Origin of the sequence: Georgenia sp. SUBG003 (assembly GCF_000715355.2) — a bacterium.
Lineage (GTDB): Bacteria > Actinomycetota > Actinomycetes > Actinomycetales > Actinomycetaceae > Georgenia.
Genome location: NZ_CP180204.1, coordinates 3,069,941 through 3,093,169 on the forward strand (window position 1 = coordinate 3,069,941; position 23,229 = coordinate 3,093,169).

Here is a 23,229-nt window from a genome sequence, read left to right on the forward strand (position 1 = left end):
CTCAACCTGGTGCTCGGATGGGGCGGCCGACGACGGCGCTCAGCCGGTCACGAGGTGGAGACGCAGTGCGGGCTGGCGTCAGGCCGAGGCTGCCACGGCTCCACGTGGCACCAGGGGCGGCGGAGGTCCTGCGGGAGAGTATGACGTTCCGTGGAGGAGTTGAGGTGCCATGGGTAGTTGACGTGCCACGGGGGGGGTTGTCGTGCCATGGAGGAGTTGACGTCTCGCGGAGTAGTTGACCTCTCGCGGAGGGGTTGGCGTCTCGCGGCGAGGGGGCGTCTCACGTGCGCGAGGCGTGCGTGGCAAGATCGTCCGGTGCCCCCGAACACCACCCTCGACCCCGGAATCTCCGCCCGCCTCAAGCGTGACGAGCACGGCCTGGTCTGCGCCGTCGTGCAGCAGCACGACACCGGCGAGGTGCTCATGGTCGGCTGGATGGACGACGAGGCGCTCCACCGCACCCTCACCACCGGGCGGGCGTGGTTCTGGTCCCGCTCGCGGCGGGAGTACTGGCGCAAGGGCGACACGTCCGGGCACAGCCAGCACGTGAAGTCGGTGGCGCTGGACTGCGACGGCGACGCCGTCCTCGTCCGCGTCGACCAGGTGGGGGTGGCCTGCCACACCGGCACCCGCACGTGCTTCGAGGCCGGGGGAGACCTCGGCGCCGTCGTCGGGGACCGACCGTGAGCGGCGCGACCACGTCCGGCGCTTCCGACGTGACCACGCCCGGCGAGTCCGGCGCGGCGCCCCCCGTCGCGGTCGGCTGGGGGCAGACGTGGCCCGCGCTGCCGCTCTTCCGCGAGCTGGCCGGCGGACCGCCGCGTCATCCCCGTGGTGCGCCGGCTCCTGGCCGACGACGTCACGCCCGTGGGTCTGTACCGCCAGCTCGCCGGGGGCCGCCCGGGGACGTTCATCCTGGAGTCCGCCGAGCACGACGGCGCCTGGGCGCGCTGGTCCTTCGTCGGTGCCGCCTCGCGGGCCACCCTGACCAGCCGCGACGGCCACGCCCGGTGGACCGGCGACGTGCCCGTCGGCATCCCCGCCGAGGGGCCGGTCCTCGAGGTGCTCGCCACGACGCTGGAGAAGCTGCGCACCCCGGCCGTCCCGGGCCTTCCGCCGCTGACCGGCGGGCTGGTCGGCTCGCTGGGCTGGGACGTGCTGCGGCAGTGGGAGCCCACCCTGCGCGCACTGGCGCCGCTCGAGCACGACACCCCCCGAGGTGGCGCTGTGCCTCGCGACCGACATGGCCGCCGTCGACCACCACGACGGGTCCGTCTGGCTCATCGCCAACGCGGTGAACTTCGACGACACCCCGGAGCGGGTGGACGAGGCGCACGCGGACGCCGTCGCCCGACTCGACGCCCTCGAGGCGTCCCTGCTCGCCCCGGCCCCGGGTGCCGCCGCCGTCCACGTGCCGACGGCGGAGCCCGAGCTCCGCTTCCGCACCCCGCGCAGCGACTTCGAGAACGCCGTGCTCGCCGCCAAGCAGGCCATCGTCGACGGCGAGGTCTTCCAGGTGGTGCTCTCCCAGCGCCTCGACATCGACTGCGCCGCCGACCCGCTCGACGTCTACCGGGTGCTGCGCACCATCAATCCCAGCCCGTACATGTACTACCTCCAGCTCGACGACGGCGCGGACGACGGCGAGGGCTTCGCCGTCGTCGGCTCCAGCCCCGAGACGCTCGTGCGGGTCCAGGACGGGCAGGTCACGACCTTCCCGATCGCCGGCTCCCGGCCGCGCGGAGCCACCCCGGCCGAGGACAGGGCGCTGGCGGAGGAGCTCCTCGCCGACCCGAAGGAGCTCTCCGAGCACGTCATGCTCGTCGACCTCGCCCGCAACGACCTCACCAAGGTCTGCCGGCCGGAGACGGTCGAGGTGGTCGAGCTCATGGAGGTCAAGCGCTTCAGCCACATCATGCACATCTCCTCGACGGTCGTGGGACGGCAGCGGCCCGACGTGACCGCGCTGGACTGCCTGACCGCCACCTTCCCGGCGGGCACGCTGTCGGGTGCGCCCAAGCCGCGGGCGATCGAGCTCATCGACACGCTCGAGCCGGCCCGCCGCGGCGTCTACGGCGGCGTCATCGGCTATCTGGACCTCGCCGGGAACGCCGACCTCGCCATCGCCATCCGCACCGCCGTCATCCACCGCGGGCAGGCGTCCGTGCAGGCAGGTGCCGGCATCGTCGCGGACTCCGACCCCGCCACCGAGTACGAGGAGACCCGCAACAAGGCCGCCGCGGCGGTCCGGGCGGTGCAGGTGGCCGCCGGGCTGCGTCCCGCAACCGCACCCGCTCGGTCGTCGGTTCCGCCACGGGCCGGCCGTGACCGCCCCCCGGCGCGGGCAGGTCGTCCTGGTCGTCCTCGTCCTCGGCGTGCTGCTGCTCGCCACGGGCTCGGCCACCTGGGCCACGGCGAGGTGACGACGGTGCTCGGGCGGCAGCAGGTCACCGTCAGCGGCACCTCCGCCGCGCAGCGGTCCGCGCCTTCCGGCAGTCGCCGATTCCCGAGGTGGGCCGCTCCGCGCAGGAGGCGCTCACCCGCGCGGTGTCCGTCAACGAACGTCTCCAGCTCGTGCTGCACCCCTGGACGAGCTACGTCATCGTGCCGATCTTCGCCCTCGCCAACGCCGGGGTCGACCTGCGTGGAGGCGTGCTGGCCGACGCCCTCGCGTCCCCGCTGACGTGGGCGGTGGTGGTCGGGCTCGTGGTGGGCAAGTTCGCCGGCATCGGCAGCTTCACCCTCGGTGGCGCCCGGCTCGGGGCGGGACAGCTCCCGCAGGGCGTCGGGCCCGGGCAGATCCTCGGCGGCGCCGCGCTGTCCGGCATCGGGTTCACCGTGGCGCTGCTGATCATCCACCTCGCGTTCGAGGACGAGCGGCTGCAGCAGGAGGCAACCGTCGGGGTGCTGATCGCCGTCGTCCTCGCCGCGGCGCTCGGTTGGGTGGTGTTCCAGCTGGCCGCGCGGCTCCATGGGGAGACGACGGCGTCCCTGCCGATCAGGCTTGCGCGCCCCGTCGACCCCGACCGCGACCACATCCGCGGACCGGCGACGGCGCCGCTGACCCTCGTGGAGTACGGGGACTACGAGTGCCCGTTCTGCGGGCGCGTGACAGGTGCGCTGATGGAGGTGTTCGAGCACTTCGGGGACGAGCTTCGCTACGTGTTCCGACACCTGCCGCTTCCCGACGTCCACCCGCACGCCGAGCTCGCCGCCGCTGCCGCCGAGGCTGCCGGCGCCCAGGGGCGCTTCTGGGAGATGCACGCCGTGCTCTTCGCCCACCAGGACGAGCTCGAGCTCGAGGACCTGGCGGGCTACGCCGGCAAGCTGGAGCTCGACGTCGAGGAGTTCCTCCGCGACGTCGACGAGCAGCGCCACGCGGCACGGATCCGTGAGGACGTGGCCGACGCCGAGGCCAGCGGGGCCCGCGGGACCCCGACGTTCTTCGTGGGGGACACCCGGCACATCGGGCCGCACGACGCGCGGTCGCTGATCGCCGCGCTGGAAGGGGCGCGCGGGCAGGTCTGGCCGGCTCCGCCGTCGTCGCGGTGGGGGACGGCGTGACGACGGTGGTGCACCGAGACAGGTAGGTCTGTGAGCGGCTCAGGACTCCGCCGGGGCCTCGGCCGGCTCGTTCGGGGTGTCGTCGGCGACCTCCGCACGGTTGCGCTTCCTGCGGAACACTCCACCCACGGCACCTGCGGCGCCGGTTGCGGCCCCCTTGATCGCGGAGCCCGCATCCTTCACCGCGGTGAGCGCTCGGGCCTCATCGGGGATGCCGTCGCCGTCGAGGTCGACCGAGCGAAACACCTCTGTCGCTCTGGTCGCCGTGTTCCAGATGTCCCCGCCGAATTCGGCGGCACCACCGGCGGCGGCCTGCAACGCGGCGACCGCCCGGGACGGCTCGGCCGACTTCGGCTCCGCCTTCTGGAAGTCTGCGAGCGATGCCGGGAAGTCCGCGGGCGGCTCGGGGAAGGCGACGTGCGCAGCCTTGACGACGTCCCGACCGAACGTGAAGCTGCCGACGCCGCCGATCACGGCACCGACGCCAAACGGGAGAGCCTTCCCCAGGCTGCCTGCGCCAAACTTCGCACTTTCCTTGAGCGCTTGGCGGGCGAGGACGGTGAGTACCGGAGAAAGCGCGGAGTCGGGGAGCTGCTGGGTGAGCACCTCACCCCAGCCGTCCGGAAGGGTATCCACCAGAACTTCGGTGGCGGCGGTGTGAGCATTGTCGACGCTTGCCGCACCCGGAACCGCGCCGAGCACAACCGTCATCACCAGGCTCTGCGACTTCTCGCCGAGCAGCATCCCAAAGACGAGCGGCTGTGCCCGAGCGACGTCGTTCACTTCGATACCGTGAAGTTCCGCGACGGCAAGGACGTACAGCGCGCTCGTCTCGTAGAAGAAGAGCAGGTCGGCAACTCCGAGGCCGAGGGCGACCGGGATGCCGACGCCCGGGATCGCTGCCGATGCACCGACCCCCCGTGCTGGCGGTTGTCACTGTGGTGACGTAGCGGCGGTCGAGCTCCTTGAGAATCTCCGTGGCGGAGGCGTCAGGCTTGTCCCGACGAAGCGACTTCAGGTACTCGATCACCACGGGGCGCTGCACCGAGATGGCTTTGTAGATCTGGGACTGGAAGCCCTCGGTCTGGGCCGCGCCCCTGGCTTTGTCGACGAGTGCACCCGGCGCCACCCCGTCAGTCGCGGGGGGCATAAGTCAGTTCGGTGTCAGTCATTGGGCTCCCCGCTCGTGCATGGGGGCGCCCAATCAAGGGCGCCCTAGTGATCTGACGATCGTTCCACCGTGCACTCCGCGTCGTACGAGTTTTGGACGAGGATGTTGGAGTAATTCGTGCGTCGGCGTGAGAGGCGGGCAGGGCGCCCCATAGGGGTCAGGAGTCGAGGAGGGTGCGCACCCCGCGGGTGAAGCCGTCCGCGGTGACGTCGCCGAGCATCAGGCGCTGGAGGATGAACCCCGGGATGAGGCCGACCATGGCCTTCGCCGCGTCCTCCGGGTCCGCGTCAGCGCCGAGGTGGCCCGCCGCCTGGTAGCGCCGCATTACCTCCACCCACTGCTCGCGCAGGTGCCTGACGCGCGGGCTCAGGAGCTCGCGGACCTCCCCGCCGCGCACGGCCTCGGCCCAGGCCTGCACGGTGACGACGGTGAGGTCGACACCCTCCTCGCCCACCGACATCAGCGCGTCGAGGGCGGTGCGGAGCACGTCGGCGGGGTGCGGGGCGGCGCCGTCGGCCAGCAGGTGGTCGAAGACCTCGTCGATGGAGCCGATCGCGCGGTCCGCGATGGCGAGGAGCAGCTCGCTCTTGCCCCTGAAGTACCCGTAGACGGCGCCGGCCGACAGCCCGGACTCGCCGATGACGTCGGCCATGGTCGTGCCGTGGAAGCCGCTGCGGGCGACGCAGCGGAACGCGGCCTGAAGGATCTGCTCGCGCCGGGCGGCGCGGTACTCGTCCGTCACTCTAGGCATGCACCACGGTAAAACGAATATTCGTTCTTGACAACGCGGGCTGGCGGGCGCACTCTCGATCGTGACAGCGAAGGAACGTTCGTTTTACGAGAGGAACGACCGATGCGATCGTCAACCACACCCGCGCCATGGGGTCGCGTCACCGCGATCGTCCTAGGGCTCGCGGCCCTGGTGTCCGTGGCCCTCATCGCCTTCGCGTGGCCGGCGCTCAACACCGCGCCACGCGACGTGCCGATCGCCCTCGCCGCGCCGCCGCCCGTCGCGGCCCAGCTCGACGAGGGCCTGGCGCGCACGGCGGAGGGGGCGTTCGACGTCCGCCAGGTCGCCGACCGCGCCGAGGCCGTCACGCTCGGGGGCCGACGGCGCAGCTCTGTCGGGTGCGGTGGTCTCCTCAGCCGCGGGCCGCCGGCACCGCGGCCGGCTCGCCGCCGTCGAGCACGCGCATGGTCTCGTCGAACTCGGCCGTCACCTCGCCGTGGTGGCGGTGGGTGGCCAGGCTGATGGCGACGGCGAGCACCAGGTTGAGGACGAAGCCCGGGACGATCTCGTACAGGTCGAAGATGCCGCCCTCGACGTTGCCCCAGACGCCCACCATGACCGCTCCGGCGACCATGCCGACGAGAGCACCGGCCGTGCTCAGCCGGCGCCAGTACAGGGCGAGCAGGATGGTGGGGCCGAAGGCTGCGCCGAACCCCGCCCAGGCGAAGGCGACGAGTCCCAGGATGGTGTCGTTCTGAGTCCAGGCCATGGCCGCCGCAACCAGCGCGATGAGCAGGACCGCGGCGCGGCTGAGCATGACCTGCTGGCGGCCTGTCGTCTCGCGCCTGAAGCCGATGGTGAACAGGTCCTCGACCAGTGCCGAGGCGGTGACGAGCAGCTGCGACGACACCGTGCTCATGATGGCCGCGAGGACGGCCGCCAGGACGAAGCCGGCGATGAGCGGGTGGAAGAGGATCTGACCGAGGACCAGGAAGACCGTCTCAGGATCTTCCGGCGTGAGGCCCGGGTTCTGGTGGAAGTATGCGACGCCCACCAGGGCGGTGGCGATGGCGCCGCCGACGGAGAGGATCATCCAGCCCATGCCGATCCGGCGGCTGGCGCGTGCCTCGTCCGCGGTCCGCAGGGCCATGAACCGGACGATGATGTGCGGCTGACCGAAGTAGCCGAGGCCCCACGCGAGCGCGGAGACGACGGCCATGACGCCGATGCCGCCGCCGACCATGCTGAGGTGCTGCGGGTCGACCTCACGGATGGTGGACAGCACCTCGCCGGGACCGCCGGCGGCGAGGATGCCGATGATCGGCACACCGATCAGGGCGAGGAACATCATCAGGCCCTGCACGAAGTCGGTGTAGCTTGCGGCGAGGAATCCGCCGCCCAGGGTGTAGAGCACGGTCACGCCCGCGACGAGCAGCATGCCGGTGCGGTAGTCCAGGCCGAACGAGCTCGTGAAGAAGACGCCACCGGAGACCATGCCGGCGGAGACGTAGAACGTGAAGAAGACCAGGATGATGGCGCCCGCCGCGATGCGGATCGCCCGGGTGGTGTCCCGCAGGCGGTTCTCGAGGAAGCTCGGGATGGTGATGGAGTTGGCCGACACCTGGGTGTACACCCGGAGGCGCGGCGCGACGAACTTCCAGTTCGCCCAGGCGCCGAGCGTGAGTCCGATGGCGATCCAGCCCTCGACGAGTCCGGCGGCGTAGATGGCGCCGGGAAGCCCCATGAGCAGCCAGCCCGACATGTCCGAGGCGCCGGCGCTGAGCGCGGCGACCGCCGGCGGCAGTCCCCTCCCGCCCAGCATGTAGTCGTCGAGGCTGTTGTTCCTGCGGAGGAAGTACCAGCCGATCGCCAGCATGCCGGCGAAGTAGACGACCAGTGCGGCGATGTGGAACGCCTGGTCACTCATGAAGATGTGTCCGTCCTGTCAGGGATTGGGGCGCGGCGACCCTACACCTCGGTTCGAACGGCCGGTGCGTCGCACGTCACGAAGTGACAGGTCTTATAGGCCCCGGCGCCGTCCAGATGGGACCTCGGCGGGTCGTCCGGGAAGGACCACGGCGGACCGTCCTCGCGTTCGTTCGGTCGCGCCCACGAGGGGAATCTCGGACCCGGCCTCCGACGTCGGCCGCACCGGGAGGCGCGGGCGCGCCGACGGGAGTGGGGTGCGCCGTCGGGCGCCGCGGGAGCTGAGGTTCGCCCCGTCGCACACGGCGCGGGTGCGCCGTCGGGCGGCGGGAGACGGGTGTCGTCCGCCGACGGGAGCGGTGGACCCGGCTCAGTGGTGGTGGGCGGCCGTGGCGATGTCGCGCAGCGCCTGCACCTCTGCCGCGGCGTCCTCGGCCTTGTAGACGGCAGAGCCGGCGACGAAGACGTTCGCCCCCGCGTCGGCGGCACGCTCGATCGTCTCGCGCGAGACGCCTCCGTCGACCTGGACCCACACGTCCAGGCCCGCGTCCTGGATCGCCTTCCGGGTGCGGCTGATCTTCGGCAGGGTGCCGTCGATGAACGACTGGCCCCCGAACCCCGGCTCGACCGTCATCACGAGGATCATGTCGAACTCGGGCAGCAGGTCGAGGTAGGGCTCGATCGCGGTGGCGGGCCGGACCGCGAGGCCGGCACGGGCGCCGTTGGCGCGCAGCTCCCGCGCGAGCTTGACCGGTGCCATCGCGGCCTCGGCGTGGAACGTCACGGACGCGCAGCCCGCCTCCGCGTAGGCGGGCGCCCACCGGTCGGGGTCCTCGATCATCAGGTGCGCATCCACCGGGACGGGGGTCGTCCGCAGGATCGCCTCGACGACGGGCAGCCCGAGTGTGAGGTTCGGGACGAAGTGGTTGTCCATGACGTCCACGTGGGCGTAGTCGGCCCCCGCGATCTTCGCCAGCTCTCCGCGCACGTCGGAGAAGTCGGAGTTGAGGATGCTCGGGGAGATGACGATGCTCACGGGCCCAACACTAACGAGGGAGGTTGGCCGAGGCCGCACGGCGTGCCCTGCGTCCGGGCCGCCTTCACCATCCCCGGCCGGACGGGGCAGCAGGTCGACCTGGGCGGCTGGCCGCGTCTACCGCTCGCCGGGACCGCTCAGGCGGTCGAGGAGAGCGCCTGGCCTCGCCGATCCCTCGCCGGGATCGCTCACGCGGTCGACGGGGGCGGCTGGCCCCGTCGATCCCTCGGCGGCATGGTCAGGCGGTCCGCCGCAGCAGCGCGAGGAACATCGCGTCCGTGCCGTGCGCGTGCGGCCAGAGCTGCACGAAGGGTCCGTCGCCCAGACCGGGCGGCTCGGTGACGGCGATCTCCCGGACGACGGCGGCCGCGTCCAGAAGCTCGACGTCGTCGCGACGGCGGAGGGCATCCTCCACGACGACGCGCGTCTCCGCCACGTGCGGGGAGCAGGTGACGTACGCGACCACTCCCCCGACCCGCGTGGCGTCGACGGCGGAGGCGAGCAGCTCCCGCTGGAGGGAGCCGAGCGCCGCCAGGTCGGCGGGCGTGCGCCGCCACCGGGACTCCGGGCGACGGCGGAGGGCCCCGAGCCCGGTGCACGGCGCGTCGACGAGCACCCGGTCGAACTGGCGCGGGCGCTCCTCCCCGACCCGGCGGCCGTCACCGACCTGGACCTCGACGGTCCCGGCCGCAGCGCAGCCACCGAGCCGCGGACGAGCCCGGCACGGTGGGGTGCGACCTCGTTGGCGAGCAGCGTGGCGCCCCGCTGGCGCGCCAGGGCGCCGAGCAGGGCCGCCTTCCCGCCCGGTCCTGCGCACAGGTCGAGCCAGCTGCGGTCGCGGGGACCGGTGAGATCTTCGGGCGGAGCCGCGTCGTGGCCGTCCGGGGCGAGCGGCGCCGCGGCCAGGGCCAGCGCCACCAGCTGGGAGCCTTCGTCCTGCACGCCCGCGGCGGCGCGTCGCACGGACGCGATCTCGGACGGGTCGCCGCCCGAGACCTGCAGCGCGAACGGCGAGAAGCCGCCGGGGGTGGGGGCGTCGCCCGTCGCCCGGGAGCACTCGTCGGCCAGCCGGTCGACCTCGACGAGCCCGGGGCGTGCCACCAGCGTGACGCGGGGAGGCTCGTTGTCGGCGTCGAGGAGAGCGGCGAGCTCGTCGTCGGGGCGGCCGTCGGCGAGAAGGCTCTGCCGCAGCGCACGGGTGACCCACACGGGGTGCGAGCCGGTCACCGCGAGCCGGGCGACGGCGTCGGACCCGTCCGGGTCCACCTCAGCGGCGATGCGACGGAGCCACTCGTCGAGGCCGGTCCGCGCGACCGTCCGCAGCACCGCGTTCACGAGGCCCGCGGGACCACGGCCGACGACGGAGCGTGCCAGGTCGACCGTTTCCGACACCGCCGCGTGGCTCGGGACGCGCATCCCCAGGATCTGGTGGGCGCCGAGACGGAGCAGGTCCAGGACCTCAGGGTCGAGCGACTCCGGCGGCCGGCCGTTCGTGCACTGTGCGAGCACGGCGTCGTAGCGGCCTTGGAGCCGCAGCGTGCCGTACGCGAGCTCGGTGGCGAACCCCGCGTCGCGTCCGGTGATCCCGCGCTCGCGCAGGAGGCCCGGGAGGACGAGGTTCGCGTAGGCGTCGCTGCCGGCCACCTGGCGCAGGACGTCGTAGGCGGCGAGACGCGGTGCGTCCGGGCGCCGACGGCGGGCGCCAGCGGAGAGGGACGAACGGTTTGCGCGGCCGCTCTGCTGGGCATTGCCGCCCTGCTGGGAACTGCCGCGCTGCTGGGCCTCGCCTCGCTGCTGGGCCTCGCCTCGCTGCTGGACCTCGCCTCGCTGCTGGGCCCTCCTCCCCTGCTGGGAGCTGCCGCTCTGCCGAGAGGCAGGGTCCTGTCCGGGGCCTCTGCCCTGCCGCGCGCCCTCCCCACCGCGGGGACTGCCGGTGCCCTGGCGTCTTGGGTGCTTCGCACCGGGCCGCTCGGCCGGTCTTCCGCCGTCGGGGCGTGCAGCGCTCACGATGCGCCCCCCGGGCGCGCCGAGCACGACGCGTCGGGACGGCCCCTGATCGCGACCGAGCCGAGCTCGACCCCGGTCAGCGCGGCGAGCTGACCCTTGAGCTTCCCCTGCGGGGTGCGGGCGGCGCCGACGATGACGACGTCGTCCGGGCCGGCCCTGCCGCCGGCGCTGGGCGTGCCGGCGGCGGGAGACGTCGGGGCGCTCATGCGTCGACCTCCACGGCGTGGACGTGCTCGGAGACCTCCAGCTCGGGCTCGGTGCGCTCGCGAACCTCCTCGACGCCCACGCCGGGGGCGAGCTCGGTCAGCACCAGACCCCGCGGCGTGACGTCGATGACGGCGAGGTCGGTGATGATCCGGTCCACCACGCCCCGGCCGGTCAGCGGCAGCGAGCACTCGTTGACGATCTTGGCGGAGCCGTCCCGGGCGTTGTGCTCCATGAGGATGATGACCTTCCCGGCGCCGTGCACGAGGTCCATCGCCCCGCCCGGGCCCTTGACCATCTTGCCGGGGATCATCCAGTTGGCGAGGTCCCCGGCGGCGGAGACCTGCATGCCGCCGAGGATCGCGACGTCGATCTTGCCGCCGCGGATCATCCCGAAGGACAGCGCCGAGTCGAAGAAGGCGGCCCCCGGCAGGGTGGTCACCGTCTCCTTGCCGGCGTTGATCAGGTCGGGGTCGACGGCGTCCTCGTACGGGTACGGACCCACCCCGAGGATCCCGTTCTCGGACTGCAGCACGACCTGCCGGCCGTCCGGGACGTAGTTGGGCACCATCGTCGGCAGCCCGATGCCGAGGTTGACGTAGGAGCCGTCGGCCAGCTCCAGGGCCGCGCGTGCGGCCATCTCCTGCCGGGTCAGTGCCATCTCAGGCCTCCTCGTCACGGGAGCGCACGGTGCGCCGCTCGATCCGCTTCTCGATGCCGCCGCCCACGTGGACGACGCGGTGGACGTAGATGCCCGGCAGGTGCACCTGGTCGGGGTCGATCTCGCCGGGCTCGACAAGCTCCTCGACCTGCGCGATGCAGACCCGCCCGGCCATCGCGGCCAGCGGGGAGAAGTTCCGCGCCGCCTTGTTGAACACCAGGTTCCCGTGCCGGTCGCCCCTGAGGGCGTGCACGAGGGCGAAGTCGGTGGCGATCGCCTCCTCGAGGACGAACTCGCGCTCCTCGCCGCGCACCGCGAAGGTCCGCACCTCCTTCCGCGGCGACGCCTTGGCCACCCCGCCGGAGCCGTCGTACCGGCGCGGGAGCCCGCCCTCGGCCACCTGGGTCCCCACCCCGGTGGTGGTGAAGAACGCCGCGATCCCGGACCCGCCGGCGCGCAGCTTCTCCGCCAGCGTGCCCTGGGGGGGTCAGCTCGACCTCGAGCTCGCCGGAGAGGAACTGCCGCTCGAACTCCTTGTTCTCGCCCACGTAGCTGGCCGTCATCTTCGACAGGCGCCCGGCGTTCAGCAGCAGCCCCAGGCCCCAGTCGTCCACGCCGCAGTTGTTGGAGACCACGGACAGGCCGGTCGCGCCCTGGGCGAGGAGCGCCTCGATCAGCGCCATCGGGTTGCCCGACAGGCCGAACCCGCCCACCGCGAGGGAGGCGCCGTCGGGGACGTCAGCCACGGCCTCCGCCGCCGAGGCGACCACCTTGTCCAGGCCGCGGGAGGTCCCCGGCCGGATCGTGGCGCTCGCTGTTCCGCTGGTCATCGGTCGTCTCCTTCTTCTCGTGGCACGGCCTCGGTGGGATCGGGGGAGCGCCCGGGCTGCGCCGACGACGAGCAGCACGGCGCGGACGACGCCCGGGCGGCGAGGACGGCGACCGCCCTGCGCCCGGCGCGGTCCCTCGGGACCGGTGCGTCACGCGGGCTCCTGGCCGAGAGCATGCTGTGAACTCCCCCCACGTCGTCGGGGTGGTTGCTCGTGCGGGCACGGCTCACTGGCCGCACCTGTTGATACCAGATCTCGGCGGCCTGCTGTGCCGCGGTCACGTGCGCACCGCCAGGAGGGCACGCACCTGCTCGGCCGCGGCCGCCGCCCCTGCGCCGCCCATGACGATGGTGTAGTGGTTGACGTCGGTGACCTCGACGGTCGTGATCCGCAGGCGCTCGGCCCAGGCGGCCACGTGCTCGGCGGCATAGAGGGGCTCGCCGTCGAGCAGGCCGCGCGGGGCGCGCAGGAACACCGCCGGGGCGTCGAGCGCGTCGAGGGCGGGCAGGAGGGACTCTCCCGTGACCAGCTCGCGCTGGTCCCCGGTAACGGCCTCGATGCGCGACGACGGACGCCAGCCCCCGTCGGCCGGCTCCAGGTCGTAGTCGAAGTAGCCGCCGAGCCGCTCGTCGACGTGGCCCGTGAACGCGGGGTGCGCGCGCCAGAAGTCGCGGTAGGCCTCATGGTCGGGGAACGTCATCGCGAGCCGGGCGGCCGCGGGCCCGAGCACGGCGCGCATCAGCTCGTCCGGGTCGGCGCCGGCGGGGACGTCGAGCGGCAGACCGCCGTCGACGAGGACGAGGGCGTCCACCAGGTCGCGGTGCCGGTGCGCCAGGACCACGGAGACGAAGCCGCCCATCGAGTGGCCGACGACGACGACCGGCCCCGCGGCGACCTCGCCGAGCAGGGTGGCGAGGTCGTCCGCGTGCCGGGCCATCCCGAACGGCCCGGGCAGCGCGTTGCTGCGTCCACGCCCGCGCAGGTCCGGCGCGACGACCCGGATCCCGGGCAGCGCGTCGGCCAGGTAGGTCCAGGTCCGGTGCGTGGCGGTGATGCCGTGCACCGCGAGGACCGTCGGCACGGGGCCGGCCGTGCCCGGGCCGGTCGCGCCCTCTCCCGCCGGGGCGACCGGCTCCCAGATCCCGGCGCGAAGCGTGCCGCCGTCGACGGCGACGTCGATCTCTGCGTAGGTGTGCGTACTCATCGCGCGTGCCACCCCCCGTCCAGGGTGTAGGAGGAACCGGTCGCCATCCCGGCGTCCGGGCCGGTGAGCCACCCGACGAGGGAGGCCACCTCCGCCGGCTCGACCATCCGCTTGACCGACTGCTCGGTGAGGAGGACCTTCTCCAGCACCTCGTCCTCGCTGATGCCGTGGGCACGGGCCTGGTCGGCGATCTGCTTCTCGACCAGGGCGGTGCGCACGTAGGCGGGGTTGACGCAGTTGCTCGTCACCCCGCGCCCCGCGCCCTCCAGCGCCGTGACCTTGTTCAGCCCCTCGAGGGCGTGCTTGGCGGTGACGTACGCGGACTTGAACGGCGAGGCGACGAGGCCGTGCACCGACGAGATGTTGACGACGCGGCCCCAGCCTCGCGCGTACATGTGCGGCAACGAGGCGCGCACGAGGAGGAACGGGGCCTCGACCATGATCCGCTGGATGCGGCGGAAGTCGGCCGGCTCGAACTCCTCGATCGGCCGGACCACCTGGATGCCGGCGTTGTTGACCAGCACGTCGCGTCGAGGACGAGCCCGTCGAGCGCGGCCGTGTCGTCGAGGTCGACCACCCACGTCTCACCACCCGTCTCGGCGGCCACGGCGGAGGCGGCGGCCTCGTCACGGTCCGCGACGACCACGTGGGCGCCGCGGGCGGCGAGCTCGCGAGCGCACGCCGCGCCGATGCCGTTGCCGCCACCGGTCACCACGGCGCGGCGGCCCTCGAGCGTTCTGGTCGGGGTCATCGTGGTGCTCCTTGGGAGAGGGTGCGCTCGACGAGGCGCATGGTGGCTTCGAAGACGTCGGGCGGGAGGCCGGCGTCGGAGGCGGCGGGGGCAGAGGCGGAGGCGGCAGGTCGGCCGGGGGCTGCGCCGTCGTCCCGGGACCACAGGACCCAGCGCATGCCGACGAGCTCGCCGATGCCCATCAGGGCCCAGGCGGTGACCTCCGGGTCGACCTCGGCGGCCAGCTCGCCGCGCTCGCGGGCGGCGGTCAGCCCCGCGACGTACCCGCGGGCGATCGTCTCGTAGTGCATGTGCAGCACGTCCGGCGCGACGAACTCCGCCTGGCGCATGATGCGGTAGAGGGCCGGGTTCTCCGCCGTGAAGCGGAAGAACGCCCGGAACCCGGCCCGCTCGGCGTCGAGCCGCGCGGCCTGCCTGCTCGAGGCCTCGAACATCGCCCGCCGGACCCGGGTGTTGAGGTCGCGGACGACCTCCTCGAAGATCGCCTGCTTGGAGTCGAAGTACAGATAGAACGTGCCCTGGCCGACCTCCGCCGCCTCGGTGATCTTCACGATCGAGGCGTCGTGGTAGCCGCGCTCGGCGAAGACGTCGGTGGCGACGGCGAGCAGGCGTGCGCGCGTGCGGGTGCCGCGCTCGGTGCGCGGCGGGGCGCTCACGGTGCCACCTCCCGCAGGGCGCCGCGGCGGACCTTGTGGAGGGCCGTGCGCGGGAGCGTCTCGACGAACGTCACCCCGCGCGGCGCCTTGAAGCTCGCCAGGTGCTGGCGCGAGTGCTCCAGCAGGCGCTCGGCGTCGACGGCGGAGCCGGGGGCACGGACGACGAACGCGTGGCCCACCTCGCCCCAGCGGGTGTCGGGCACCCCCACGACGGCGACGTCGACCACGTCCGGGTGCGTCGCCAGGGCGGCCTCGACCTCGGCGGGGGAGATGTTCTCGCCGCCGCTGATGTACATGTCGGTGAGCCGGTCGACCACCCGGAAGTAGCCGTCGGCGTCGCGCTCGACGAGGTCGCCCGTGCGCAGCCAGCCGTCCTGCACGACCTCCGCGGTGGCCTCCGGGTCGCGGAAGTACCCGGCGAAGACGGCCGGGCCGCGGACGAGGAGCTCCCCGCGCGCGGGGCCTTGGAGCAGGTGCCCGGTGACCGCGTCCGCCACGGCGACGTCCACGTGCGGGTAGGGCTTGCCCACCGAGCCGACGTGGTCGAAGGCGTCGGCGGAGGGCAGCGCGAGCACGTTGGGGGACGCCTCGGTGAGGCCGTAGCCCTGCACGATCCGCACCCCGCGCTCGTGCCAGGTGCGCAGCAGCGGCTCGGGCATCGGCGCCCCGCCGACGACCGCGTGCGTCAGCCCGGAGAGGTCCGCGTCCGCGAAGCCGGGCAGCTCGGCCAGCCGCTGGTACGTCGTCGGGACGCCCATCATCGTGGTGACGCGGCGGCCGGCCAGGAGCTCGAGGACGGCGGGCGGGTCGAAGTCCGCCTCGAGGACGACGGTCGCGCCGGACCACCACGCCAGAAGCGGCTGGACGTTCCACCCGCCGACGTGGAACTGCGGCAGCACCGACAGGACCACGTCCTGGCCGGTCATGCCCGTGGCGCCGCCGAGGGAGAGATTGGTCCAGAAGCAGTTCTCGTGGGTGAGCAGCGCCCCGCGCGGCGCCCGCGCGGTGCCGGAGGTGTAGATGAGCAGCAGCGGGTCGTCGTCGCGCACGCGGCGCAGCGGCCCGGGCGGGTTCCCGTCCGGCCGGGCGGGGCCCGGCACGTGCTCCTCCACACCGTCGGGACCCAGCAGCTCCACGGGCGGCGTCACGTCGAGGAGGGCGAGCGCGGCGCGGGCCTCCTCGGTCAGCCCCGCCTGGACGGCGACCAGCGCGGGGCGGGCGTGACGCAGCTGGTAGGCCAGCTCCTCGCCCGACAGCCGCCAGGACATCGGTGCCAGGACCAGCCCGGCCTTCGCGCAGGCGAAGAAGAGCACCACGTGGTCCGTGCTGTTGCGCGTCAGCGTGGCGACGCGGTCCCCGGGCACGTACCCGGCCCGCACCAGCCGCTCGGCGAGCGCGGTGGCCCGCGCGTCCAGCTCGGCGTAGGTGGTGCTCGCCCCGGCCTGCTCGACGGCCGTCATCCCGCTGCAGGTGGCCGGCGCGTTCCACACCGAGCACATGGCCCCCGCCGTCGATCACGTGCGCCGGGCCGCCGCGTCGCTGGCGCCGGCCGACCCGCGCGTCAGCCTGCTGTCGAACGCCGACGGCGCCGTCGTCACCTCCGGGGCCGAGGCCGTCGAGCGCCTGGTGACGCAGGTGGCCAACCCCGTGCGCTGGGACCTGTGCTGCGAGCGGCTGATCGCCCTCGGCGTCACCGGCGTCGTCGAGCTCTGCCCCGGCGGGGTCCTCACCGGCCTGGCCCGACGTACCCTTCCCGGGGTGGAGACCGTGGCCGTGAAGGGCCCCGAGGACCTGCCCGCCGCCCGAGACCTGATGAACCGCCACGGAGGAACCCGATGACCCGACCGACCCTGCGCGCCGCGCGGCCCGTCCAGCACGCCCGGATCCTCGGGGTGGGCGGCGTGCGAGGCGAGAACGTCGTCGTGAACGACGACATCGTCGGTCCCATCAACTCCTCGGACGAGTGGATCCGCCAGCGCACGGGCATCGTGTCCCGGCGTCGCGCCGGGCAGGACGTCACCGTCGCCGACCTCGCCGAGCGGGCGGCGAACGAGGCGCTCGCCGCCGCCGGCCTGCAGGGCTCCGACGTCGACACCGTCCTGGTCTCCACCGTCACCTGGTTCGAGCAGACCCCGTCGCTGGCCGCCGTCGTCGCCGACCGCATCGGCGCGACGCCCGCGCCCGCCTACGACATCTCCGCGGCCTGCGCCGGCTACGCCTACGGCATCGCGCAGGCCGACGCCCTCGTGCGCGCCGGGACCGCCCGCCACGTGCTGGTCATCGGCGTGGAGAAGATGTCCGACTTCATCGACCCCACCGACCGCTCCATCAGCTTCCTGCTGGGCGACGGCGCCGGCGCCGCCGTGGTCGGGCCGTCGGACGAGCCCGGGATCGGGCAGACGGTGTGGGGCTCGGACGGGTCCGCGGCCGCCATGATCGGCCAGACGCACTCCTGGCTCGACTACCGCAACGCGGAGCCGGGCACCGAGGTCGGGTGGCCGACCCTGCGCCAGGAGGGACCCTCCGTCTACAAGTGGGCCGTGTTCCAGATGACCCCCGTGGCCGAGCAGGCCATCGAGGCCGCCGGGCTGCGCCCGGAGGACATCGACGTGTTCCTCCCCCACCAGGCGAACATGCGGATCATCGACCACATGGTCAAGAAGCTCGGGCTGCGCGAGGACGTCGTGGTGGCCCGGGACATCGCCGAGACCGGCAACACCTCGGCGGCGTCCATCCCGCTCGCCACGGAGCGACTGCTCCGTGAGGGGCAGGCGAAGAGCGGGGACATCGCCCTGCAGATCGGCTTCGGGGCCGGTCTGGCGTACGCCGCGCAGGTCGTGGTGCTGCCCTGACCTGCCGCGCGCCCGCGCGCGACAGGGCTGTGGCACCCCCCAGACTGTCAACCGACAACCAGCAACACCTACGGAACGGAGCAACCCCATGGCTTTCAGCGAGCAGGAGATCCTTGCCGGCCTGGCCGAGATCGTCAACGAGGAGACCGGCCTGCCGGCCGAGTCGGTCACCGCGGAGAAGTCCTTCACGGACGACCTCGACGTCGACTCGCTGTCGATGATGACGATCGCCACCCTCGCCGAGGAGAAGTTCGACGTGCGCATCCCCGACGAGGAGGTCGGCAACCTCAAGACCGTCCAGGACGCCGTCAACTACATCAACGGGGCCCAGCAGGCCTGACCTGCCCCGCGGGGGGTGCACCAGGCGGTGCACCCCCGCCGCCCGGGCCACCTCCCGACCCGTCACGCCGCCACGCAGGGCGGCCCCGAACCCCTGGAGCACCGCATGGCACAGCCCACCGTCGTCATCACCGGTCTGGGTACCACCAACCCGCTGGGCGGGGACGTGGCCACCACCTGGGACATGGTCCTGGCCGGCAAGTCGGGCGTGCGCACGCTGGAGAACGACTGGGCCGAGCGGTACGAGATCCCCGTCAACTTCGCGGGCACCCTGGCCGTCCCCACCGACACCGTCCTGCCCCGCAACGAGATCCGCCGGATGGACCCCTCCGCCCAGTACGCCCTCGTCGCGGCCCGCGAGGCCTGGGAGGACGCGGGCAGCCCCGAGGTCGACGGCGAACGCCTGGGCACCGTCGTCGGCTCCGGCATCGGTGGCGTCTGGACCATCCTGGACGCCTGGGACACCGTGAAGGAGAAGGGCGCGCGCCGGGTCATGCCGCTGACCGTGCCCATGCTCATGGCCAACTCCCCGGCCGCCAACATCTCCGTCAAGTTCGGCGCCAAGGCCGGCGCGCACGCGCCCATCTCCGCCTGCGCCTCGGGCGCCGAGGCGATCGCCTACGGCGTCGAGATGATCCGCGACGGCCGCGCCGACGTCGTCATCGCCGGCGGCACCGAGGCCGCCATCCACCCCCTGCCCCTCGCGGCCTTCGCGAAGATGCAGGCCCTGTCCACCCGCAACGACGACCCCGCCGGGGCCTCGCGCCCCTACGACGTCGACCGTGACGGCTTCGTCATGGGCGAGGGCGCCGGGATCGTGGTGCTCGAGTCCGCCGAGCACGCGGCCGCCCGCGGGGCGCGCGTGCACGCCGTCGTGGCGGGGGTGGGCATGACCGCGGACGCGTTCGACATCGCCCCGCCGGACCCGACGGGCGCCGGGCAGGAGCGGGCGATGCGCATCGCGCTCGCCGACTCCGGTCTCGCGGCCGACGACATCGTGCACGTCAACGCCCACGCCACCTCCACCCCGGCCGGCGACGGCGTCGAGGCGGCCGCGATCAGCCGCGTCGTGGGGGACGACACCGCCGTCTCCGCCACGAAGTCCATGACCGGGCACCTGCTCGGCGGCGCCGGCGCGCTCGAGACCGTCCTGACCGTGCTGGCCGTGCGCGAGCGCCAGGCGCCGCCCACGATCAACGTGGACAGCCTGCAGGAGGACATCACGATCGACCTGGTGCGGGACACCCCGCGCGCCCTGCCCGCGGGCCAGGTCGCGGCCGCCAACAACGCCTTCGGCTTCGGCGGCCACAACGTGGCGCTGGTGGTCACCTCCGCCTGACCCGCTGCGGCCCCACGCGGTGGCCCGCCCCGGCCGGGGCGGGCCACCGGTGTTTCTTCACACAACCTCCACGCCTCACGACCAGGACCTCCGCGGGCCGGATCCTAGGCTCGGAGCCATGACCTCCTCCCGGGCCGCCGTGCCGGCCACGCTGCTCGTCGTCGAGGACGACGCCACGATCAACCAGGCCCTGACCGACCGCCTCGCGGCCGAGGGGTTCGCCGTCGTCCAGGCCTATGACGGGCCCGGCGCGGTCGCGGCTCACGCGGCGCACCGGCCCGACCTCGTGCTCCTCGACGTCATGCTGCCGGGCTTCGACGGGATCGAGGTGTGCCGGCGGATCCAGGCCGCCCGGCCGGTGCCGGTGCTGATGCTCACCGCCCGCGTCGAGGAGACCGACATGCTCGTCGGCCTCGCCGTCGGGGCCGACGACTACGTCACCAAGCCGTTCAGCTCCCGCGAGGTGGTGGCCCGCGTCCGCGCGCTGCTGCGCAGGGTCGAGCGGGCGCGTGAGCTCGCCACGTGCGCGCCGACCCGCCTGGTGGTGGGCGACCTCGCGGTGGACCGCGCCGGACGGCGGGTCACCGTCTCCGGCGAGCCGGTGCACCTGACCCCGCTGGAGTACGACCTGCTGGTCGAGCTCGCGGACGCCGCGGGCGCGGTGCGCACACGCGAGGATTTGATGCGCGAGGTCTGGGGGGTGGGCCGACGCGCGGGGCACCCGGACGCTCGACAGCCACGTCAAGGCGCTGCGCGCGAAGATCGGCGCGTCGCGCGTGCGGACCGTCCACGGTGTCGGCTACGCGCTGGAGGCCTGAGCCGTGGACCGTGACCGGCCGCTGGACGTCGTCGGCTCCGTCAAGCTCAAGTTCGGTCTCCTCGTCGGGATCAGCGTCGTCTGCGCGGCCCTCGTCTCGGAGATCGGCGGGCGGGCCGGCGTGCCGGCGTGGCTGAGCGTCCCGGTGACCGTCGCCGCAGCCCTGGCGGTGACCCAGTGGCTCGCCCGCGGCATGACCTCGCCGCTGCGCGAGATGACCGACGCCACGTCCCGGATGGCGCGGGGCGACTACTCGGTGCGGGTACGCGCCACGTCGGCCGACGAGGTCGGGCGGCTCGCGCGCGCGTTCAACACCATGGCCGAGGACCTCCACGACGCCGACGACCAACGCCGCCAGCTCCTGGCCACCGTCTCGCACGAGCTGCGCACCCCGCTGGCCGCCCAGCGCGCCCTGCTGGAGAACCTGGTCGACGGCGTCGTCCGCCCCGACGACGACGCCCTGCAGACCGCCCTGGCCCAGTCCGAGCGTCTGGGAGACCTGGTCGGCGACCTCCTCGATCTCGGCCGCGTCGACGCCGGCGCCGTTCCCCTGGACGTCGCTCCCGTCGCGGTGGCCGAGCTGGTCGACCGGGCGATCGCCGAGGCGGCCACGCACGGGCGCGACGTCACGATCGCCCCGCACGTGACGCCCCGGGACCTGACGGTCGAGGCGGACGCCGCACGCCTGCACCAGGTGGTCGCGAACCTCCTCGACAACGCCGTCCGGCACTCCCCCGCGGGCGGTGTCGTCACCGTACGGGCGCAGGCGCTGCACGCCGGCCGCTGGGCGCTCGAGGTGACCGACACCGGTGACGGCATCGCCCCCGAGCACGTGGAGCAGGTCTTCAGCCGCTTCTGGTCCGACCAGCACGCGGGCGGCGGCACCGGCCTCGGCCTGGCCATCGCGCGCTGGGTGTGCGAGCTCCACGGCGGCACGATCACGGCCCTGCCCCCCGCCGACGGCCCGCGAGCTCATCGCCTACGACCAGCTCCCCGCCTCACTCGTCGAGCGCGCCGTGGAACCGGGCGACGCGCTCTACCCCGCCGTCCGGTCGAACTACCTGCGGGCCGGCTCGCCCGGGCTCGTGCTGCGCCCGCGCGACGCCCGGGAGGTGGCCGAGGCCGTCACCTTCGCGCGCTCCCAGCCGGTGCCGCTCTCCGTGCGCAGCGCCGGCCACGGCATCAGCGGCCGGTCCACGAACGACGGCGGGATCGTCGTCGACGTCTCCGCCCTCGACGGGATCGAGGTGCTCGACGAGACGTCCCGCCGGGTGCGCATCGGTCCCGGCGCCCGCTGGGGCCAGGTCGCCGCGGCGCTGCGGCCCTACGGCTGGGCGCTCAGCTCCGGCGACTACGGCGGCGTCGGCGTCGGGGGCCTCACCACCACCGGCGGCATCGGGTTCCTGGGCCGCGACCACGGGCTCACCATCGACCACCTCCGCGCCGCCGAGCTCGTTCTGGCCGACGGCACGCACGTGCGCGCCGACGAGACCGAGAACGCGGACCTGTTCTGGGCCGTGCGCGGCGCGGGCTTCAACTTCGGCGTCGTGACGGCCTTCGAGTTCGAGGTCGACGATGTCGGCGACATCGGTTTCGCCCAGCTCGCCCTCGACGCCACCGACACCGCCGGCTTCCTCCGGCGCTGGGGCGCCGCCGTCGAGGCCGCGCCGCGGGACACCACGAGCTTCCTCGTCATGGGCGGGCCGCGCGACGGCCGGGTGGTCGCCCAGCTCATGACCGCCGTCAACTCCGACGACGCCGGCACGATCCTCTCCCGGCTCCGCCCCCTCGCGGCCCTCGGCCCGCTCCTGGGCCAGTCCGCGCAGATCCTGCCGTACCCCGCGGTCGTCAGCCTGCCCGACGCCGCCCACCACGCCCAGGGCGAGCCGGTCACCCGGTCCGGGCTGCTCGAGCACGTCACGCCCGCGTTCGCCGCCGACGCGGAGCGCCTGGTCAAGGGCGGGGAGACCTTCTTCTTCCAAATCCGTGCCATGGGCGGCGCCACCGCCGACGTCGCACCGGACGCAACCGCGTTCGCGCACCGCTCCGCGAACTTCTCCGTGGTCGCCTTCGGCGCCTCCCGCGCCCGGCTCGACCGGGCGTGGGACCCGATGCAGCACCACTTCACCGGGATCTACCCCAGCTTCGAGACCGACCCGCGGCCCGAGCGCCTGCTCGACGCCTACCCGCCGCCCACCCTGGAGCGGCTGCGAGCGCTCAAGCGTCGCTACGACCCCGAGAACGTCTTCCGCGACAACTTCAACATCGCGCCTGAGCCGGTGCCCGTCGTCCAAGGCTGAGGCGGCCGGCCCGCCGTCGTCCGCCGGGCGGCTCCGCCGTCGCCCGCCGGGCGGCTCCGCCGTCGTCCTCGGCGCGCGGCGGCGTGGGGCGTGTCACCCCGGCAAGTGGCAGATCAGGGCCCACGCGAGTGGCACCGTGTGACTGTCCCCCGGCCCTGCCCGACCACGGAGAGATCGTGACCACTGACAATCGGAAGCACCTGGTACTCATGGGCGTCGCCGGGTCCGGCAAGACGACGATCGCCGAGGAGCTCGTCGAGCGCCTGGGCTGGGTCAGCGCCGAGGCGGACGAGTTCCACCCCCGGGGAACATCGACAAGATGGCCTCCGGCACGCCGCTGACGGACGAGGACCGCTGGCCGTGGCTCGCCTCGATCCGCAGCTGGCTCGACGAGCAGTCCGCGGCCGGGCGCAAGGCCGTCGTCACGTGCTCCGCGCTGAAGCGCGTCTACCGCGAGGTGCTCGAGGGCGAGAACGACGACGTCACCTTCGTCCATCTCGGCGGCGCCAGGGGCCTCATCGCCGACCGCATGGCGCACCGCAAGGGCCACTTCATGCCGACGTCGCTCCTGGACTCCCAGTTCGAGACGCTCGAGCCGCTGGGCGAGGACGAGCCGGGCTTCTCCGTCGACATCTCGGGCACGCCGGACCAGATCACCGACGGCATCATCGACCGGCTCGAGCTGACCGCCTGACGGTCCGCCGTCCCGTCGTTACCGTTCTCACCGCTCCTCAATCTCGCCTCTCCGCGAGCCGTCCGGCGCCGCCTGCCCTATCGTCCGTGGTGACACGCAGGGTCAGGAGGGCCCGGCCGCACTCGGCCGTTCGGCAGGGTCCCGAACA

General features: G+C 73.5%; 19 protein-coding genes and 6 pseudogenes. 13 read left to right on the top strand and 12 right to left on the bottom strand.

Annotated features, from left to right (window positions below):
- Positions 1-315: 315 nt before the first annotated feature.
- From hisI to DA06_RS15870, 3 genes and pseudogenes are all read left to right on the top strand, one after another.
- Positions 316-687 carry a phosphoribosyl-AMP cyclohydrolase gene (hisI, locus tag DA06_RS15860; protein ID WP_043501825.1) on the top strand — a complete coding sequence of 124 codons (372 nt, stop codon included), beginning with the start codon at positions 316-318 and terminating at the stop codon, positions 685-687.
- Between the two features lie 29 nt (positions 688-716).
- Positions 717-2,284 (top strand): annotated as a pseudogene (locus DA06_RS15865) (anthranilate synthase component I); the annotation flags it as partial.
- A 290-nt stretch (positions 2,285-2,574) separates the two neighbouring features.
- Positions 2,575-3,564: a Na+/H+ antiporter NhaA gene (locus DA06_RS15870; RefSeq protein WP_418605442.1), complete on the top strand. Its 990-nt coding sequence runs from the start codon at positions 2,575-2,577 to the stop codon at positions 3,562-3,564.
- Between the two features lie 39 nt (positions 3,565-3,603).
- Here the strand turns inward: DA06_RS15870 and DA06_RS15875 are convergent, their stop codons facing one another.
- From DA06_RS15875 to DA06_RS15910, 8 genes and pseudogenes are all read right to left on the bottom strand, one after another.
- A complete protein-coding gene (locus tag DA06_RS15875) occupies positions 3,604-4,308 on the bottom strand; it encodes a hypothetical protein (RefSeq protein ID WP_043501830.1) in 705 nt (234 codons plus the stop codon).
- Positions 4,309-4,892: 584 nt separating this feature from the next.
- Positions 4,893-5,486 (bottom strand): TetR/AcrR family transcriptional regulator, encoded by a 594-nt coding sequence (locus DA06_RS15880; protein ID WP_043501832.1) that lies wholly within the window; start codon positions 5,484-5,486, stop codon positions 4,893-4,895.
- 391 nt (positions 5,487-5,877) lie between these two features.
- A complete protein-coding gene (gene putP / locus DA06_RS15885; protein WP_052436844.1) occupies positions 5,878-7,392 on the bottom strand; it encodes a sodium/proline symporter PutP in 1,515 nt (504 codons plus the stop codon).
- A gap of 369 nt (positions 7,393-7,761) precedes the next feature.
- Positions 7,762-8,427, bottom strand: a complete 666-nt coding sequence (gene rpe, locus DA06_RS15890) for a ribulose-phosphate 3-epimerase (RefSeq protein WP_043501838.1) — start codon at positions 8,425-8,427, stop codon at positions 7,762-7,764.
- Between the two features lie 238 nt (positions 8,428-8,665).
- Positions 8,666-10,434 (bottom strand): annotated as a pseudogene (locus DA06_RS15895) (transcription antitermination factor NusB).
- Positions 10,431-10,640: a hypothetical protein gene (locus tag DA06_RS15900; protein ID WP_418608338.1), complete on the bottom strand. Its 210-nt coding sequence runs from the start codon at positions 10,638-10,640 to the stop codon at positions 10,431-10,433. The pseudogene DA06_RS15895 and the gene DA06_RS15900 overlap by 4 nt, the downstream one beginning before the upstream one ends.
- Positions 10,637-11,299 carry a CoA transferase subunit B gene (locus tag DA06_RS15905; protein ID WP_418605443.1) on the bottom strand — a complete coding sequence of 221 codons (663 nt, stop codon included), beginning with the start codon at positions 11,297-11,299 and terminating at the stop codon, positions 10,637-10,639. Before DA06_RS15905 ends, DA06_RS15900 begins: the two co-directional genes overlap by 4 nt.
- A gap of 1 nt (position 11,300) precedes the next feature.
- Positions 11,301-12,129: pseudogene (locus DA06_RS15910) on the bottom strand (CoA transferase subunit A).
- A 33-nt stretch (positions 12,130-12,162) separates the two neighbouring features.
- Here DA06_RS15910 and DA06_RS15915 point away from each other — a divergent pair.
- A complete protein-coding gene (locus DA06_RS15915; protein WP_418605444.1) occupies positions 12,163-12,312 on the top strand; it encodes a hypothetical protein in 150 nt (49 codons plus the stop codon).
- Positions 12,313-12,406: 94 nt separating this feature from the next.
- Here DA06_RS15915 and DA06_RS15920 read toward each other — a convergent pair whose 3' ends face one another.
- The 4 genes and pseudogenes from DA06_RS15920 to DA06_RS15935 all read right to left on the bottom strand — a co-directional run bounded on the left by DA06_RS15920 (position 12,407) and on the right by DA06_RS15935 (position 16,200).
- On the bottom strand, positions 12,407-13,333 hold the full coding sequence (locus tag DA06_RS15920; protein ID WP_043501851.1) for an alpha/beta fold hydrolase: 927 nt from the start codon (positions 13,331-13,333) through the stop codon (positions 12,407-12,409).
- Positions 13,330-14,084 (bottom strand): annotated as a pseudogene (locus DA06_RS15925) (SDR family NAD(P)-dependent oxidoreductase). Before DA06_RS15925 ends, DA06_RS15920 begins: the two are co-directional and overlap by 4 nt.
- Positions 14,081-14,740, bottom strand: coding sequence for a TetR/AcrR family transcriptional regulator (locus tag DA06_RS15930; protein WP_043501844.1), 660 nt, complete (start codon positions 14,738-14,740; stop codon positions 14,081-14,083). Before DA06_RS15930 ends, DA06_RS15925 begins: the two are co-directional and overlap by 4 nt.
- Positions 14,737-16,200 (bottom strand): class I adenylate-forming enzyme family protein, encoded by a 1,464-nt coding sequence (locus tag DA06_RS15935; protein WP_418605445.1) that lies wholly within the window; start codon positions 16,198-16,200, stop codon positions 14,737-14,739. The genes DA06_RS15930 and DA06_RS15935 overlap by 4 nt, the downstream gene beginning before the upstream one ends.
- Between DA06_RS15935 and DA06_RS15940 the strand changes: the two genes are divergently transcribed.
- The 9 genes and pseudogenes from DA06_RS15940 (at position 16,169) to DA06_RS15980 (ending at position 23,081) form a co-directional block, all read left to right on the top strand.
- A complete protein-coding gene (locus tag DA06_RS15940) occupies positions 16,169-16,579 on the top strand; it encodes an ACP S-malonyltransferase (protein ID WP_418605447.1) in 411 nt (136 codons plus the stop codon). The genes DA06_RS15935 and DA06_RS15940 overlap by 32 nt on opposite strands.
- Positions 16,576-17,592, top strand: a complete 1,017-nt coding sequence (locus DA06_RS15945; RefSeq protein ID WP_043501855.1) for a beta-ketoacyl-ACP synthase III — start codon at positions 16,576-16,578, stop codon at positions 17,590-17,592. The genes DA06_RS15940 and DA06_RS15945 overlap by 4 nt, the downstream gene beginning before the upstream one ends.
- 88 nt (positions 17,593-17,680) lie before the next feature.
- The gene (locus DA06_RS15950; protein WP_043501856.1) at positions 17,681-17,932 is read left to right on the top strand and encodes an acyl carrier protein; all 252 of its coding nucleotides are present in this window, start codon (positions 17,681-17,683) and stop codon (positions 17,930-17,932) included.
- A 105-nt stretch (positions 17,933-18,037) separates the two neighbouring features.
- On the top strand, positions 18,038-19,270 hold the full coding sequence (locus DA06_RS15955; RefSeq protein WP_043501860.1) for a beta-ketoacyl-[acyl-carrier-protein] synthase family protein: 1,233 nt from the start codon (positions 18,038-18,040) through the stop codon (positions 19,268-19,270).
- A 118-nt stretch (positions 19,271-19,388) separates the two neighbouring features.
- Positions 19,389-20,088 (top strand): annotated as a pseudogene (locus DA06_RS15960) (response regulator).
- Between the two features lie 234 nt (positions 20,089-20,322).
- A pseudogene (locus tag DA06_RS15965) lies at positions 20,323-20,973 on the top strand (sensor histidine kinase); the annotation flags it as partial.
- 130 nt (positions 20,974-21,103) lie between these two features.
- On the top strand, positions 21,104-22,387 hold the full coding sequence (locus DA06_RS15970) for an FAD-binding oxidoreductase (protein ID WP_418605449.1): 1,284 nt from the start codon (positions 21,104-21,106) through the stop codon (positions 22,385-22,387).
- Positions 22,388-22,563: 176 nt separating this feature from the next.
- Positions 22,564-22,728, top strand: coding sequence for a hypothetical protein (locus DA06_RS15975; protein ID WP_418605451.1), 165 nt, complete (start codon positions 22,564-22,566; stop codon positions 22,726-22,728).
- Positions 22,707-23,081: a gluconokinase gene (locus DA06_RS15980; RefSeq protein ID WP_418605452.1), complete on the top strand. Its 375-nt coding sequence runs from the start codon at positions 22,707-22,709 to the stop codon at positions 23,079-23,081. The genes DA06_RS15975 and DA06_RS15980 overlap by 22 nt, the downstream gene beginning before the upstream one ends.
- Positions 23,082-23,229: the final 148 nt, after the last annotated feature.

Excerpts from the sequence above, each read along its gene's own strand:
- DA06_RS15920 (WP_043501851.1), bottom strand. The coding sequence starts at position 13,333 with ATGAGTACGCACACCTACGCAGAGATCGACGTCGCCGTCGACGGCGGC.
- DA06_RS15880 (WP_043501832.1), bottom strand. The coding sequence starts at position 5,486 with ATGCCTAGAGTGACGGACGAGTACCGCGCCGCCCGGCGCGAGCAGATC.
- DA06_RS15905 (WP_418605443.1), bottom strand. The coding sequence starts at position 11,299 with ATGGCACTGACCCGGCAGGAGATGGCCGCACGCGCGGCCCTGGAGCTG.
- putP (WP_052436844.1), bottom strand. The coding sequence starts at position 7,392 with ATGAGTGACCAGGCGTTCCACATCGCCGCACTGGTCGTCTACTTCGCC.
- DA06_RS15875 (WP_043501830.1), bottom strand. The coding sequence starts at position 4,308 with ATGCTGCTCGGCGAGAAGTCGCAGAGCCTGGTGATGACGGTTGTGCTC.
- DA06_RS15950 (WP_043501856.1), top strand. The coding sequence starts at position 17,681 with ATGGCTTTCAGCGAGCAGGAGATCCTTGCCGGCCTGGCCGAGATCGTC.
- DA06_RS15980 (WP_418605452.1), top strand. The coding sequence starts at position 22,707 with ATGGCCTCCGGCACGCCGCTGACGGACGAGGACCGCTGGCCGTGGCTC.
- DA06_RS15900 (WP_418608338.1), bottom strand. The coding sequence starts at position 10,640 with ATGAGCGCCCCGACGTCTCCCGCCGCCGGCACGCCCAGCGCCGGCGGC.
- DA06_RS15955 (WP_043501860.1), top strand. The coding sequence starts at position 18,038 with ATGGCACAGCCCACCGTCGTCATCACCGGTCTGGGTACCACCAACCCG.
- DA06_RS15935 (WP_418605445.1), bottom strand. The coding sequence starts at position 16,200 with ATGACGGCCGTCGAGCAGGCCGGGGCGAGCACCACCTACGCCGAGCTG.
- DA06_RS15945 (WP_043501855.1), top strand. The coding sequence starts at position 16,576 with ATGACCCGACCGACCCTGCGCGCCGCGCGGCCCGTCCAGCACGCCCGG.